Here is a 15,712-nt window from a genome sequence, read left to right as displayed (position 1 = left end):
TTTGGTCGGTGGATAAAAACTTTGATGCTAGCGCATCTAGGTCTTTTTTTCACCTGCTCTTTGAAATTGCACTTCATGTGTTAATCTAAGATAATAAAAGTAAGGCTTTATAATATCGAGTTTGATTTTAAATAAATTAATCGTTCATTAAATACCTGAACTACCACCAATGATAGGAAAAAAGCGATGCGTACAGATTCATTTCAACAAATCTTAGAAGATCTCAATAGCTCATCAGCAGACGTTGAAGCATCAGCACTAATATCTAACGATGGCCTGATGATTGCCTCAGCCCTTCCTACGGGTGTTGATGAAGATCGAGTTGGTGCAATGTCAGCCGCACTGCTGTCGTTAGGCGATCGCGCTGGACGCGAATTGGCACGGGGTAGCATTGATCGTATTATGATCCAAGGTGAAAAAGGCTATGTCATCATGACCTCATCTGGTGACGAGGCGGTATTGACTATCATGGCAAAACCAAATGCTAAGCTAGGTCTGATTTTCTTAGATATCAAGCGCGCCTCAGAAGCCTTAGCTAAGCTTATCTAACTCTATTTCAGTCGATTACACAATATATGAATTCAAACCAATGTAGACTAGTGGGTATTGAAATATTGCCCATCAGTATCTATCAGCAAGTTAAGCTTAGAGCATAATCAGTGCTATGAATCTATTAATAGTAGCGTACTATGACGTCCCCTATTAGAGAGTCAAAATAGTTTTAACTATAATTATTACAATGATAAATAAAGGAGATTGCTATGGGTGCTTCCCTCCCTGATGCTAATAAACCAGATGCCTCAGCTAAAGCCATCACTGTGACTTATCACGATGGCGGCACGCGGGTTATCTACGATACAGGAATTGAGAGACCTTACCCTGATGGCAAGCTCATTGTCTCGCGTACCGACTTAGAAGGGACTATTACTCACGTTAATGACGCTTTTGTCGAGATTAGTGGCTATGAGATTGATGAGCTAATCGGTAAACCACATTATATTTTGCGCCATCCTGATATGCCAAAAGCCGCTTACAAAGATCTGTGGGACACCGCTGAAGCCGGACAAAAATGGCATGGTTATGTCAAAAACTTATGTAAAGATGGTAGCCACTATTGGGTCTATGCTACGGTCGTTCCTAACATTCGCCGCGGAGAAACGGTTGGCTATACTTCGGTACGCCGTAAACCATCACGTAGCAAAATCGAAGCGGCAAGCGCGCAATATGCACAAATGAAACAAAACGAGGAAGGTTAAATCATGACGACACATAATATGTTAATCGCCCCTGATTTTTCGCCTGAGCGTTTTGCAGGCTGGCATATGCTAAATATTCTAATTCAAAAACGTGCCAATCTAAACATGCACTTAAATATGCCAGCGGCTCATGCTGAGCAAGAAGAGCTAATCGCTAAAGGTGATATTCAAGTCATTTATGCCAATCCCTTTGATGCCGCTACTCTTATTCGTGAGCATGGCTATCGTGCGGTTGCGCGTCCTGTTGGCAAATCCGATGAGATGGTAATTGCCGCCGCCGCAAATAGTGACATTACTAGCCTCGAGCATATCAGCGCAGGTGCGCAAGTGGCGATGGCAGATAACCGCGATGTCAAACTCATTGGCCTGCGACTACTTGAGGCAGTCGATATCACAGAGACTGATCTAAACTGGGATATCACTGAGACCTATCAAGCAGCGGCGCGTAAAGTTATCAAAGGCGAGGCGCAGGTAGCTTTTTTCTTAGCGGAGATCTTTCATAGCTTTACGCGTTTGACTAAAGCCCAACTCTCAGTGCTAATCGAGAGCGATTTGGCTGATATTAGTCACGTACTGCTCGTCAAAGAGGATCTAGCTGATACTCAAATCTTGCTGGACGCTATCTTAAACCTACACCATGACGAAGATGGTAAAGAGGCGCTAACGGAGCTGGGTATGCCGCAAGGGTTTGAGGCTATGAGTGAAGAAGACGGCGAGTTTATGATAGACTTGATGGAAACTTTACTTGATTAAATTGATTCACTCAGCTTTGCTGATTACTACCTTAGGATAAGGCTATGAGCGACCTCGCCCCTAACTCCACCCAAGAGATGACTGCCCGTCATGACTTTCGCCTTTATTCGCGTAAGATAGTTTCAGCGCCTAGTAATCGCTACTATCACGAGCAGCGTATCAATGCCGCTTTATTACTCAAAGAAAAAGAGCCGCTGCAAGGGGCGGTAGCGGATTTCTTTTTTGGTTGTTGGTACGATATACCTTATGATGTTGAGGATATCTTTATTCGTATCCAAAATCGCCTGCACCCGCAAATAGAGCGCGCTTTTCGTAATTGTATTAACAAAATTGATTATATTAAGCATAGTAGCGAGTTTGCGACGCGCTGGAGTGTGCTTATCACTCCTTCACTCAACGTCGATACTCACCGCCTACGTATCAGTAGTGACGATGCCAAAGAGATTGCTAAAAACATCACCAGCGAGCTGATGAAGGCTCGTCATGAAGAAGATTGGAGTACTATTGCACAGCTAGAAAATGAATTTTTCGCTCATTGTTTGGCCTGTAACGATCGCTTGGCTTTCTCTATCGTTTGGTTTGGTTTGGGTAAGAGTGATTGGCAGTTTGACCAGCGCTGGCGTAGCTGCCAAGAGCGTTTGGAGCAAACAAAGGCTGAAACACAAGCGGAGCTGTTATCTTAATCTTTTTTATAAAGATAACGTATATATAGGTAGCATGAATAAAAATAGCGACAGCGCTTAAACTTTATAAGGTCCATTTTATGTCCACTTTTGCTAACCCTGAAAAAACCTATATCACTCTTACTCCTGCCGGCGTCTTCGAGGCTTTTTCGCAGCATCAGCCTACCGCGATGCAATTGGCTCTTCAGGCACTATTATCGCACCGCGAGACGATGCTAGTAGTCAACTGGCTCAAAGAATACCCTGAGCTATGGCTTGAGGGCTTTGTCGAGCAAGGCTTTATCGAAAAGCTATCCACTTTTTTGCCAGCGCCTAATCTGCCCTTAGATCAGTTCTTGCCTTATGTGGTTGCTAGTTTATCCGGTAAGCGCCGCGCCGCTATTGCTTCAGATGACGGCTTTTGTTTGGCACGTATTGGCTACAGTCAAGAAGAAGCGGATATGTTAAGCGTAGCGGCCGCAGACTTTTCAGGCTTTATGCTTAGGCAGCAGCAGCGCGGCTGGGCAGTCGATAGCCGTGCTATCTCTTTTTTTCAGCAAGTTGATTTGTTGATTCCTGAAACCAGCTTTGTATTTTTGTGGATCGATAATGATGGCTATGCCATTATCATTGATGGTGAGCCACTGACCAATAACCGCGCCTTTGTAGAGCTGATTTGGGGTCTTAAGACCTCTGGATTGAAGTTTGAAACCGAAGCTTAAAACCAACTCGACATCACTCACATCACTCACATCACTCGACGGTTACTTACTCTGTTTTTTCGCTAAACATACGCTCATTATAATCTTCTAGTCATATCTATTAGTTTCTCCATTTTATTTGAGTATCTTTTCGATGAGGTACTCAAACTCCCTTCCTGCTCTTTGATATTTTGTATATAAACCAACAATTTAGCGCCCAATGAGGCATACTGTCCTAATATTGCACGCCTAGTAAGCGTTTTACTCTCTCAGCTCTTTTGTGTCTTTAGGATCAGTTATGACTACTGTTATGGATGTGCGCTTGCGTTATCAAACGCTTGAGTTTGGAGAGACAGATATTCATGTCTGTACTTTGCGTGATAATCAAGAATTCAGCGATCCTCAAGGCATAGCAGCAGCTTTGGGTATTTGCTCAGCCTCCTGGCCACTATTTGGAATAATTTGGCCCTCAAGCTTGGTACTTGCTCATCATATGTCAGGCTACGATATAGCAGGCAAGCGTATCTTGGAGGTCGGCTGCGGCATGGCACTCTCAAGCTTATTACTCAATCATAGGCAAGCGGATATCACCGCCACAGACTACCATCCAGCAGTACAGTATTTTTTGGATAAAAACGCTGAGCTTAATGAAGATAAGCAGATCACCTTTGAGCGCTTGGACTGGTCACAGCATAAAGGTAGTTTGGGTCTATTTGATACTATCATCGGTAGTGACTTGCTTTATGAGGATCAACACGTGGCTATATTGGCTGATTTTATCGGTCGCCATGCCAAGCCTATTTGTGAGGTTATCATCGTCGATCCGGGTCGTGGTCGCAAAAATAAAATAGTGGCAAAAATGGAGGCGCTAGGTTTTAGCAGTGAACAGCAAAAACCTATAGATACTATCTATTTAGATCAGCCTTTTAAGGGACATTTACTAACTTTCTTACGCCAATAGTTAGTCTCAATCCTCAGCTATAAAGCAAAGACCACCAGTATAAAGTAGTTAAAATAATAGCTATGTTAATACTTTTTTAAAATAACTTTTAATTATTGCAATAAAAGCTTGCAAAGTCCTCAAAACTTGCTAAAATGCTCAACCTAAATAGGCGTATAGCTCAGTTGGTTAGAGCGCTACCTTGACATGGTAGAGGTCAGCAGTTCGAATCTGCTTATGCCTACCAAATTCGAAAAGCCCCAATTCACTTTATGTGAGTTGGGGCTTTTTTTTGGGTGGTGAATTTTAAATTCATTTTGTACTACTGCTTTTTATACACATCATTATCAGTTCAATAACCAGCGTCTGTTCAGAATTTATTGCACTTTACGACATCTGTTGTCGCAAACTTATCTTTAACCATTGTTTTATGCACAAAATTTGGGTAAGTTAAACCATACTTACATTATGGTTTAATAGGTCATGTTTTATGAGCAAACCCAGTAACCCCTATACCGATAATAGTTTCGTCTCTTCCGACCTCAAGACTATTTTGCACTCCAAACGTGCCAATATCTACTACCTCTCCCACTGCCGCGTCATGCAAAAAGACGGCCGTGTCCTCTATTTGACCGAAGACGACAAGGCCAATCTGTATTACAACATTCCTATCGCCAATACCACATCCATCTTGCTAGGTACGGGAACTTCCATCACTCAAGCGGCGATGCGCCTGCTATCCCAAGCGGGGGTGTTGGTCGGTTTTTGTGGTGGTGGCGGTATGCCGCTGTTTATGGGCAGTGAGCGTGAAGTCTTCGTCGAATGGATGACTCCGCAAAGTGAGTATCGTCCGACAGAATATATTCAAGGTTGGATGAGCTGGTGGTGGGATGATGACAAACGCCTTGCCGCTGCTAAGCAGTTGCAAATAGCCCGCATTGCTTATCTGCAAGCGGTATGGGGTAAAGATAGTGACTTTAAGCGCCACGGCTTTGATAGCAGTAATGATGCGATACAAAAATTGCTCAGTAATAATATTCAGCAAATCGATAAGCAAACCGAGGTCATGCATTTATTGCAATTGGAAGCCCGCCTGACCAAGCAACTGTATAAGCTAGCTGCCAAAAATACCGGTTATGACGGCTTTACCCGTGAGCACGATGGTATCGATAAGGCCAATGGTTTCCTCAATCATGGAAACTATCTGGCTTATGGACTCGGTGCGACAACGGCATGGACGCTGGGCATTCCACACGGTTTTGCAGTCATGCATGGCAAGACCCGGCGCGGGGCATTGGTGTTTGATATTGCTGATATTATCAAAGATGCGCTGGTGCTGCCCCTCGCCTTTATTTGTGCCAGTGAAAACATGAGCGAGCAAGAGTTTCGCCAAGAGTGCATCAATATGTTTACTAAGCATCATGCGCTGGATTATCAGTTTGAGGTGGTTAAACAATTGGCGATGACTAAAAGTTGGGAGATATAAATGATTGTCACTTTTGTCTCTCAATGCGAGAAGAAATCGCTTAAACGTACACGGCGTATCTTGGACAGCTTTGCTAACCGCATTGGTGACAATGTTTGGCAGACGGCTATTACCGAAGATGGCTTGCAAACCGTTAAGCAATTACTGCGCAAATCTGCGACCAAATCGACAGCAGTCAGCTGTCATCGTAATAAAACTCGCCAGTTGACGGAGCTGGTCTGGATCGTGGGTAATAAGCGTAGGTTTAATGAGGTAGGTGTGGTTCCTGTTAACCGCACCAAAAGAAATATTCTGCACAGTGAGTGGGAGAATGAATGGAGTTATGCCAGTAGTATTCAAATTATTGCTACTATATCTGCATTACTCCACGACATTGGCAAATCAACCGTTGGCTTTCAAAAAAAGCTCCTTATCGGTAGCAAACAAGGGGATTCTTATCGCCATGAGTGGATATCGTTAAAGTTGTTTGAGCTAATAATTGAGGACTGCAAGACTGATGAAGCATGGCTTAACCGTTTAATGCACTTAAAAAAATGGCTAGATGGCAATAATATAGAAAAGCTACTATCTAGTGCTAATCAAGATGCTGTCAATGTAAGAGTGATGCCGCCCCTAGCGCAGTGGGTCGCTTGGCTGATTGTCACTCATCATCGCTTGCCACCAATTAATAAAGTCTATTATCCTCCAAGACAAATAGAGCGTCTCAGAAGCCCTAGAGGTCTAATAGATATTAAAGTTCAATTGAATCAGTTTTATAGCAAGTTAACTCCTATCGACTACTGGGTTAAAAATCCAAAATCACTAGAGGAGATGACTAAAACTCAGTTAAACAACTTTTGGCAATTTGAGCAGTTAGTGATAAATAGCCTCGCTTGGCAAAAAAATATCAGACGTTGGTCTAAAAAAGCTTTGAATGACCCTGCTTTAATGCAAATAAGCCAGCAAGCGGTTGATGACAATAAAGCCATTAGCGACCCCTTCTTACTGCATTTATCCCGTCTGTGCTTAATGGTAGGCGATCATAACTATTCTAGTCTCAAGCAAGACGACTCTCGCTGCATCAAAGTCGATAGTAGCTTCAAAAATTTAGCCGCTAATACTGATCGGAGCGCTAGCACACCGACGGTTAAACAGTCTCTTGAAGAACACTTATTAGGTGTTGGTGCTTTTACCGCGCACATCGCTCGTGCGCTGCCTATCATCGCTAGTGAGATGCCGACACTGCGCAACCATGACCCATTAGCCAAACCTACTGGAATTGAACGTTTTAAATGGCAGAACCAAGCCTTCAAAATGACCTATGCTTTGGCTGATACAACGCGCGAGCATGGGTTTTTTGGGGTCAATATGGCATCGACAGGCGCGGGTAAAACGATTGGTAATGCTCGTATTATGTACGCCTTAGCTGATCCCAAAAAAGGCGCACGCTTTACTATTGCGCTAGGTCTACGGATTCTAACCTTGCAAACCGGCTTAAGCTTTCGTAAAAACTTAAAATTAGCAGGTGACCAATTAGCCATACTGGTCGGCGGTAGCGCCAACAAAAAGCTGTTTGAAATGGCATACGACAATAAAAACGATGAGTTTACCGATATTATTGGCGAATATAAAAAAGACGATGAGCCTGATAATGAATCTAAAAGCTTTGGTAGTGAATCTAGTGAGGATTTGTTAGATGAAATCGTTGATAGTGATATTGATTATCAAGACTATGAAGCGCTGAATCTCGATACGGTCATCGCTAGCCCTAAAGCACGCGATTTAATATTTGCGCCTATCGTGACCTGCACCGTTGACCATATTATCCAAGCCTCTGAGTGCAAACGCGGCGGTAAATATATTGCCCCCATGCTGCGACTGCTTAGTAGTGACTTGATACTCGATGAGCCTGATGACTTTGATCAAGCGGACTTGCCTGCGCTGTCGCGTTTAGTGCATCTTGCTGGACTTTTTGGTACGCGGGTGCTGTTATCGTCTGCGACCTTGACGCCTGATTTGGTAACAGGATTGTTTGAGGCTTATATGGAAGGGCGCAAATTGTTTAATCAAAGCCAAAATAAACCTGCGCCAAAAGTGGTTTGTGCTTGGTATGACGAACAGCCCAAAGCGATGCTGTCCGAGCAATGTGCCGACGTTGTTGATTTTTATCAGGCTCATAACACCTTTAGTGAGCAGCGAGCCAGCTATTTAGCCAAACAACCTATTCGCCGCAAAGCAGAGATTTTACCCCTGAGTTTAATGAGCTATAACAAAAACCAAGATCATCAGTTTTATAGCAAGCTTGCGCAAACACTGGTTGATGGTGCAATCAAGCTACACCAGCATCATGCGCTCACTCATCAGACGACAGATCAAAAAGTGAGTATCGGGCTTATACGTGTCGCCAACGTCAATAATATTACCAGTATCGCCCAGCAACTCTTTACGCCTGACAATGTACAGCTGCCCGCAGACACTTTCATTCATATTACTTGCTATCACGCCAAGCAGCTTTTGCTACTGCGCAACGCTTTAGAGAATAAGTTGGATAGAATCTTAGACCGTAGCGATAGTAAAGTGAGCATATTTAACCATCTTGAGATTAAGCAAGCCATTGCTAATAATCCTGCCAAAAATCATATCTTTATGGTACTTGCCACCCCTGTCGCAGAGGTCGGACGCGACCATGATTATGACTGGTCAATAGTAGAACCCTCCTCTATGCGCTCTATCATTCAGCTGGCAGGTCGTGTCTGGCGACATCGTCCTGATAAGGTCGCTAATGAGCCAAATATCCTACTGCTGCAATATAACATTCGTTATTTTAAGAAACGTCATGCAAAAGCGCCTATTTTTACTCATCCTGGGTTTGAAACTATTACTATTAAGCCAAAAAGTTATGACTTGAACGAGCTGATAACTGGTGAGCAATTGGCACATGTTGATGCGCGGCCAAGAATTATTAGCTCAATCAATACCGACGAGCGTAAGCACAAAAAAACTGAAACCTTGAGTGAGCTTGAACATCAAGTCATGCATGAACTGCTGAATAGCAGCAAGATAAACTATGTGAATGCTTATTGGCACTCTGACGCTACAGCAAACCGCGCCCATACTCATTTGCAGCAAATCACACCCTTTCGAGCAGGTACTCCACAAGACGATTGGTTGTTAATTCCGCGCATGGTCAATGATGATGAAGATACGAACGAGACTACACAAGGTTTTGATGCTTATTATAGCGAAGACGTGTTTGAAAAAGGCTTGACTCATACCAGTCCACATAATAAAGAGCTGCAAGTATTAAATTTTGAATTCACCCACCCTTATATTAAACCTTGGCTACTGACAACGACTCAAGCAGCGCTCAAAGACATACAGCGCAAACAACCTGATAAAAGCCTGCGCTCGCTTGCTATTACTTACTCGTCTGTATCCCTTGATCGAATAACGCTGAGCAATAACAGAGGCTGGAGGTTTCATGAATTTTTTGGATTTATGCGTGAGTAGGCTGAGTTTAAGTGTGACAGGCATAAAAAAGCACGGCGCTAACCGTGCTTTGCGATAAGCCACCTATGCGGTGGTGAAAAAGTTTTTTACTGTAATAGCATTTTCTAAGTCACCTATACGGTGATATTGCATTATAACAGTTTTAAACAGCCATCTTAAATTATGCTAAAAAAGTGTTTACTATTTATCTTGTTAGTTCTATAGTAGCGGAAAGCCTATATTAGTTTTTAAATGTAACAGCATGGATAAAAAAGGATTTAATAATGTCAGATATCTCCCCTGAACAAGCAAAAGATGCTGTAAAAGCATTTCTATCTCATCTATATGATAAGAAAACTGAGAAAGAACAAAAGCAACTCGCTAAAGCTATTGAAGATGATGATATTGATAAAATATCTGAACTGAATGAATCATTGTCTAAATTCAAAGAGAAATACGAATTAGAGACTTGGATGGATTATGCCGCTAATAAAATGACCAATCAAATCGGCTTTGGTACTCATATCTCAAAAGGAGTACATTCAAGCTCAAAAGGAGATAATATCAATTTTAGCCCTAAAAATGACTTACCAGAGAGCTTAGTTGGGCATCAATCTATCAATAATCACAATCTAGATGCGAGTGGAAACGCTGCTGCTCTTCCACTATTTTCATTTTATGATTATGAGGTTATAGGAGATAAGAAAATTAAAGACCTCATTATTGAAAATAATGAATCATTTAAACAAGCTTTATCAAAAAACACTGAACTCTCAGAACAGTATTTTGAAGTGTTTAGACAGTCTCTTATTGGAGCAAACTCTCAGCCACATACCAGTGAATATAATAAACAAACTCTATGGCATATTAACGATTATGAGTACATATGCATAGTTCCTCTCTACCCTTCTTCTTTGACAAATTATGTTCACAAAAAAATCAATCACATTAAATATTCTGAAGAAATTGTTGCAGCAAAAAAGAATAGATTTTCTAAAAACACTGAAATCGAACAACTTTCTTATCTTACTCTTTCAGAGTTAGCTATTGTGCGAATAGGAGGAAGTAATCCACAAGGTGTCAGTAGACATATGAGTTCACAGGGTGGAATTAACTATCTCCTCCCCTCTCTACCACCAATGCTGAACATAGCAAATAGCACTTTTAAGCCTTCTAAGTTTGCTAGCACTATCTTTGCCAAGTCGTTAGCTAATAAGGTCAATCCTATCATTCAAGATATCTTCTACGTGGTAAAAAGTGCCAAGAACAATGTCGATATTCGCGATGCACGTAAAGAGGCGATGGATGAAATTTTGAAGCGCATTTTTGAGTTTGCCAATTATATGCGTAACGATCTGCCCGCTGGCTGGACAAAGGATTCTGAGCTGGATGAGTGTGAGCAGTTTTGGTTAGACCCCAAGCGTGCCGAATTGCCTGACGAAGAGGAATGGAGTACTCGCCGCGAGCAGACAGAGTGGCACAAAGAAATTATTCATCGCTTTGCTCGCTGGATGAACGCTCTATTGCAAGAGAAGTTTAAGGATATTCGTACCGAGATTGCTGATCCTGAGCACAACCAGTGGGAACGTGATATTGAAGCTATGAAGAGCTTGTATGAGCGAGCAGGTAAAGGAGTGTTTTTATGAGTGATTCAGTGATCGGTTATTTATTGTTCAAAAAAGTAGTTATTGAAGGTGCTAATGCTATCTCTAGCCCACTAACCTTTGGCTTCCCCGCTATCACTGGGTTTTTGGGTAGCTTTCATGCGATGTCGCGTAAAGTAGCAGCACTTGATGAGTTAGATAATTTGTCTCTATGCGGTGTATTGCTTGCTTGCCACGAGTGCCATCCACAGATATACCGAGACAAGAGCTATAGCAACTATACGTTTAATCAAACACGAAACCCTATCAAAAAAGATGGCAAAACCGCTTCTATTATCGAAGAGGGTAAATGCCGATTGGTCATGAGTTTTGCGGTTGAAGTATTAGGCAGCAATAGACCTGATGAGGCGAAAACTGAAATCCTGATGACCAAAACTAAGCAATGGATTCAGCAACAACGCATGGCTGGCGGTAGCGTGCAGGGTATCGATCGTTTCAATCCTGTGCAGTTTATTAGTTATGATGATGTCGATGCTATCACAGCTCATCTATTACCTGCCTTTGTACTGATGGACGCGCAAGAGGAGTTTACTGAGATTATTAATGAGGTACAAGCCGATAATCCAGACGCTACGCCGCTTGATGCATTAATAGAGGTTTGCGCGTTGCATCATATCCCTGAAACCCAAAAAAACGGCGATACTAAATGGGCAGCGGCTTCTCGTAAAACAGGGCGCGGCTGGTTAGTACCGATGCCGATAGGTTATCAAGGTATCTCTGAGCTTTATGATGCGGGCGTCATGCAAAATGTGCGCAATCCTGAATACCCCAGCCAGTATGTCGAAGCCATTTATAGCCTTGGTAAGTGGGTGTATCCGCAGCGCTTAGGCGGAGCCTATAGCGAATATGATATCACTAATGCGTTTTGGCGTTACCATTATGATAATGAACAGAATCTGTACCTAGTAACCCAAGAACCTGAATTTTAATCGCTTTTTTTATCATACTTTTTACCTAAGTTTTAAACCACTGGAGCACTACTATGAGTAAATTAAAAACCGCTAGCGTATTGGCTTTTGAGCGTAACCTCGACATCTCTGACGCTTTTTTTGCCCAACAAAACATTCAAAACAAAGACAGCAAAGCGCAACCTGTTACTATTAAAGAAAAATCAGTGCGCGGTACGATTAGTAACCGTCTAAAAAACCCTGAAAAAATTGACCCTGCCAAATTAGATGCTGAAATCGAAAAAGCTAACCTACAACGCGTAGATTCTGCCGCGTTAGACGAGGACTGCGACACCTTGGTAGTAACTTGGAGCTGTAAGGTATTACCTTTCTCAGGTAAGCCTAGCGTTTGTAACAACCAAGATTATCAACAAGCTTTAGTTTCGACTGTACAGGATTATTTAGAAAACCAAGGTGTCAGTGAATTGGCACGCCGCTATGCTACTAATATCGCTAATGCACGCTGGCTGTGGCGCAACCGCGTAGGCGCTGAAAGTATTCAAGTTAGTGTTAGCTGTACCGTTGATGGCAGTGCGCAGCGCTTTGATTTTGATGCTAAATCAATCTCGCTACGTGGCTTTGATGAGGAGGCGGCACAAAACGATGATATCAATCAACTTGCCAGCCTTATTGAGCAAGGATTAAATGATGACGCTTTTATCATTTTATACGTCAAAGCTACTGCTATCATGGGCTACGGTCAAGAAGTCTATCCCTCGCAAGAGCTAGTACTTGATACTGGCAAAACGAAATCTAAAGAGCTTTATCAAATTAATGGTAAAGCGGGCATGCACTCACAAAAAGTCAGCAACGCCATTCGTACTATCGACGACTGGTATCCTGATGCCGAGTTCCCTATCGCCGTTGAGCCTTATGGTGCCGTAACCACTTTAGGTACTGCCTTTCGCCAGCCCAAAGCTGACATGGACTTTTACACCTTGTTTGATAATTGGGTATTAAAAGGTGAGGCGCCAGACGTCAACCAACAGCATTATGTGATGGGTGTACTTATCCGTGGTGGCGTATTCGGTGCCAGCGCCAAGGAGAAATAATGTCTAACCTTACCCATTACCAAGAAATCACCCTATTACCTGATCCTGAAATCAGTAGCTACTTCATTTGGAGTAAGCTATTTACCCAATTGCACATTGCCTTAGCGGAGATGAAAAATAATCACGGCATCGACTCCATCGGTGTCAGCTTCCCTGATTATCATTATGATGAAAAGGGTAAATCATCCAAGCTGGGACTAAAGTTACGTGTCTTTGCACCTAATCAAAAGGAATTAGAAATTTTAAACCTTGATAAATGGTTAGAGCGATTAACTGACTACGTGCATGTAAAGCGCATCAATGAAGTTGGTGACAAAGCCAAAGGGCACATCGTAGTCAGACGCTACCGCAATAAAAACGTGTTCAAGCAAGCTGAAGCCTTCGCTGAGCATAAAGGCATTACGCTGGAGGCGGCGCTAATACACTGCGCCAAACACAAGCAGGATAATAAACCCTATCCGTATATTAACTTAAGGAGCATTAGCAATAATCAGCCCTACACTTTATCTATTATTCAAGAGATGGTAGATAACGAGGTCAAAGGGTCGTTAAATAGTTATGGCATTAATAATGCGGCAGATACGGTTACTGTACCGCATTGGTAAGTCAATAAAATGGTCATGACGAATGACCCAAAAATTGGGCAAAAAACCCTTTTTTTGAGCTGTTTAAAAACTTGTAATGAAATCAACCAGTTACGATAGAGCGAAAAATGGAGGGTGAAATAGGGTGTTCTGCCCTCCATCCCTTATCGTAGCTGAATTTTTTGAGGTATAATTCCTCTTCATCACCGCATAGGTGACTTAGAAAGCCTAAAAAGCCAACACTAGAGCCAAGTCGAGCTTCATCACCGCATAGGTGACTTAGAAAAATGACTTAAACATTGAGCCGGCAGCACTTAACTTCATCACCGCATAGGTGACTTAGAAATGACATGCCAACTAAGCAGCCGACAATAACAACTTCATCACCGCATAGGTGACTTAGAAATTAATTCGTCCGTTATGCGTCCTAATCGAGCCCTTCATCACCGCATAGGTGACTTAGAAAGGCAACTCAGTAAATAGCATACGTGTGGCTTGCTTCATCACCGCATAGGTGACTTAGAAAGCTTTGGTGCGCTTGCTATAGCTGAGCTTGAGCTTCATCACCGCATAGGTGACTTAGAAAATCGACCACGACCATAAGCGCCCTGTATATTCCTTCATCACCGCATAGGTGACTTAGAAATCAAGCGATTATCGCTCATGGGGCGTGACAGGCTTCATCACCGCATAGGTGACTTAGAAAGTGCTATCTTGCGCGAAGCGCGTGTCGCTGACCTTCATCACCGCATAGGTGACTTAGAAAAGTGGTCTTGACGAAGATAATGCGCTTAATTCCTTCATCACCGCATAGGTGACTTAGAAATAAAAACGGCACTACATAACTAATTGTGTTAACTTCATCACCGCATAGGTGACTTAGAAACTCATCATAAGTCGGTGGTTGTGTGTATTGCTCTTCATCACCGCATAGGTGACTTAGAAAGATATGTCGCCGCCTGTCTGCTCGTAGAAATACTTCATCACCGCATAGGTGACTTAGAAAGATATACCTGCCACCGCGATAATAGCTACTGACTTCATCACCGCATAGGTGACTTAGAAATTTCATAAAATTATCTACGTCATAACTTCGTTCTTCATCACCGCATAGGTGACTTAGAAATGATGCGCTAGGGAGTTTAAATGCCTGATTATCTTCATCACCGCATAGGTGACTTAGAAACTCTCAAATCCCTGTTTGACTATATCTATTATCTTCATCACCGCATAGGTGACTTAGAAACATAGCTGTCACTACCGTTGCGATAGCACTATCTTCATCACCGCATAGGTGACTTAGAAACATAAGCCTATCTACAAGCGCGTTCGGACATTCTTCATCACCGCATAGGTGACTTAGAAAGTAATAGAGTTCTCAATGTCATCAGCACCTTGCTTCATCACCGCATAGGTGACTTAGAAAGTTATCGGACAAAGTGGTGATTGATCAAGGCTCTTCATCACCGCATAGGTGACTTAGAAATGATCCTTGTCTTTATTAATAACCGCTGTTAACTTCATCACCGCATAGGTGACTTAGAAACAAGTCCATGTCAAACTTAGCGTTAAATAACTCTTCATCACCGCATAGGTGACTTAGAAACACTAGAGGGCGGTATCAGATGGGAGTTATTTCTTCATCACCGCATAGGTGACTTAGAAATTTGATGACCGCCTTGATAACGTCTAGCACTGCTTCATCACCGCATAGGTGACTTAGAAATCGTTAAGCAGTAAGACGGTTTCGGCTGTCTCCTTCATCACCGCATAGGTGACTTAGAAAGCATACCTGATATTTACGGCGAGGTTTGGTCACTTCATCACCGCATAGGTGACTTAGAAATCATACTCAATACTAATTGGTTGCATAAACCACTTCATCACCGCATAGGTGACTTAGAAAGCCAACAGCGCCAGCCGATTTTCTAGCACTAGCTTCATCACCGCATAGGTGACTTAGAAATACCCTACGCGCTAGATACATCGAATGACGCTCTTCATCACCGCATAGGTGACTTAGAAATCAATTAGCGATTACAGAGCGAGTAATGGTATCTTCATCACCGCATAGGTGACTTAGAAAGATGTGCAGCGCGTCACAGAGTTTGCGAACCACTTCATCACCGCATAGGTGACTTAGAAATGTGACATCATCAAAACCGCCTTGACTCGGTACTTCATCACCGCATAGGTGAC

At 42.6% G+C, this 15,712-nt stretch carries 12 protein-coding genes, 1 tRNA gene and 1 CRISPR repeat array (1 of these 14 only partly in view); all 13 genes read left to right on the top strand.

Going from position 1 to position 15,712, the window contains the following annotated elements; all coding sequences use genetic code 11:
• Positions 1-186: 186 nt before the first annotated feature.
• Complete coding sequence (locus tag M0N77_RS01995) at positions 187-549, top strand: roadblock/LC7 domain-containing protein (protein ID WP_010201036.1); 363 nt, start codon at positions 187-189, stop codon at positions 547-549.
• 212 nt (positions 550-761) lie between these two features.
• The gene (locus M0N77_RS01990) at positions 762-1,256 is read left to right on the top strand and encodes a PAS domain-containing protein (protein WP_353103057.1); all 495 of its coding nucleotides are present in this window, start codon (positions 762-764) and stop codon (positions 1,254-1,256) included.
• 3 nt (positions 1,257-1,259) lie between these two features.
• Positions 1,260-2,009 (top strand): PhnD/SsuA/transferrin family substrate-binding protein, encoded by a 750-nt coding sequence (locus tag M0N77_RS01985; protein ID WP_353103055.1) that lies wholly within the window; start codon positions 1,260-1,262, stop codon positions 2,007-2,009.
• 44 nt (positions 2,010-2,053) lie between these two features.
• Entirely contained in the window at positions 2,054-2,692 is a 639-nt protein-coding gene (locus M0N77_RS01980) for a hypothetical protein (RefSeq protein ID WP_353103053.1), read from the top strand.
• A gap of 80 nt (positions 2,693-2,772) precedes the next feature.
• Complete coding sequence (locus M0N77_RS01975) at positions 2,773-3,393, top strand: hypothetical protein (protein WP_353103051.1); 621 nt, start codon at positions 2,773-2,775, stop codon at positions 3,391-3,393.
• 277 nt (positions 3,394-3,670) lie between these two features.
• The gene (locus M0N77_RS01970) at positions 3,671-4,333 is read left to right on the top strand and encodes a methyltransferase domain-containing protein (protein ID WP_353103049.1); all 663 of its coding nucleotides are present in this window, start codon (positions 3,671-3,673) and stop codon (positions 4,331-4,333) included.
• Between the two features lie 149 nt (positions 4,334-4,482).
• A tRNA-Val gene (locus M0N77_RS01965) sits at positions 4,483-4,559 on the top strand.
• A 243-nt stretch (positions 4,560-4,802) separates the two neighbouring features.
• On the top strand, positions 4,803-5,798 hold the full coding sequence (gene cas1f, locus M0N77_RS01960; protein ID WP_353103047.1) for a type I-F CRISPR-associated endonuclease Cas1f: 996 nt from the start codon (positions 4,803-4,805) through the stop codon (positions 5,796-5,798).
• Entirely contained in the window at positions 5,799-9,287 is a 3,489-nt protein-coding gene (gene cas3f, locus M0N77_RS01955) for a type I-F CRISPR-associated helicase Cas3f (protein ID WP_353103045.1), read from the top strand.
• A gap of 263 nt (positions 9,288-9,550) precedes the next feature.
• Entirely contained in the window at positions 9,551-10,912 is a 1,362-nt protein-coding gene (gene csy1 / locus M0N77_RS01950; protein ID WP_353103043.1) for a type I-F CRISPR-associated protein Csy1, read from the top strand.
• Entirely contained in the window at positions 10,909-11,859 is a 951-nt protein-coding gene (gene csy2 / locus M0N77_RS01945; RefSeq protein WP_353103041.1) for a type I-F CRISPR-associated protein Csy2, read from the top strand. The genes csy1 and csy2 overlap by 4 nt, the downstream gene beginning before the upstream one ends.
• Positions 11,860-11,912: 53 nt before the next feature.
• Positions 11,913-12,929 carry a type I-F CRISPR-associated protein Csy3 gene (gene csy3 / locus M0N77_RS01940; protein WP_353103039.1) on the top strand — a complete coding sequence of 339 codons (1,017 nt, stop codon included), beginning with the start codon at positions 11,913-11,915 and terminating at the stop codon, positions 12,927-12,929.
• A complete protein-coding gene (gene cas6f / locus M0N77_RS01935; protein WP_353103037.1) occupies positions 12,929-13,534 on the top strand; it encodes a type I-F CRISPR-associated endoribonuclease Cas6/Csy4 in 606 nt (201 codons plus the stop codon). The genes csy3 and cas6f overlap by 1 nt, the downstream gene beginning before the upstream one ends.
• Before the next feature lie 177 nt (positions 13,535-13,711).
• A CRISPR array of direct repeats spans positions 13,712-15,712; the repeat unit is 28 nt; unit sequence CTTCATCACCGCATAGGTGACTTAGAAA; it runs 2,708 nt beyond the window's last position.

Source organism: Psychrobacter sp. AH5 (assembly GCF_040371085.1).
In the GTDB taxonomy this organism is placed as follows: domain Bacteria; phylum Pseudomonadota; class Gammaproteobacteria; order Pseudomonadales; family Moraxellaceae; genus Psychrobacter.
Note: the sequence above shows the minus strand (reverse complement) of the source record. Positions and strands in the feature narration are given on the sequence as shown.

Bases quoted from the DNA above. Each gene is read 5' to 3' on its own strand.
- csy3 (WP_353103039.1), top strand. From the start codon at position 11,913: ATGAGTAAATTAAAAACCGCTAGCGTATTGGCTTTTGAGCGTAACCTC.
- M0N77_RS01990 (WP_353103057.1), top strand. From the start codon at position 762: ATGGGTGCTTCCCTCCCTGATGCTAATAAACCAGATGCCTCAGCTAAA.
- M0N77_RS01975 (WP_353103051.1), top strand. From the start codon at position 2,773: ATGTCCACTTTTGCTAACCCTGAAAAAACCTATATCACTCTTACTCCT.
- cas1f (WP_353103047.1), top strand. From the start codon at position 4,803: ATGAGCAAACCCAGTAACCCCTATACCGATAATAGTTTCGTCTCTTCC.
- M0N77_RS01985 (WP_353103055.1), top strand. From the start codon at position 1,260: ATGACGACACATAATATGTTAATCGCCCCTGATTTTTCGCCTGAGCGT.
- M0N77_RS01980 (WP_353103053.1), top strand. From the start codon at position 2,054: ATGAGCGACCTCGCCCCTAACTCCACCCAAGAGATGACTGCCCGTCAT.
- M0N77_RS01970 (WP_353103049.1), top strand. From the start codon at position 3,671: ATGACTACTGTTATGGATGTGCGCTTGCGTTATCAAACGCTTGAGTTT.
- csy1 (WP_353103043.1), top strand. From the start codon at position 9,551: ATGTCAGATATCTCCCCTGAACAAGCAAAAGATGCTGTAAAAGCATTT.
- cas3f (WP_353103045.1), top strand. From the start codon at position 5,799: ATGATTGTCACTTTTGTCTCTCAATGCGAGAAGAAATCGCTTAAACGT.
- csy2 (WP_353103041.1), top strand. From the start codon at position 10,909: ATGAGTGATTCAGTGATCGGTTATTTATTGTTCAAAAAAGTAGTTATT.
- cas6f (WP_353103037.1), top strand. From the start codon at position 12,929: ATGTCTAACCTTACCCATTACCAAGAAATCACCCTATTACCTGATCCT.
- M0N77_RS01995 (WP_010201036.1), top strand. From the start codon at position 187: ATGCGTACAGATTCATTTCAACAAATCTTAGAAGATCTCAATAGCTCA.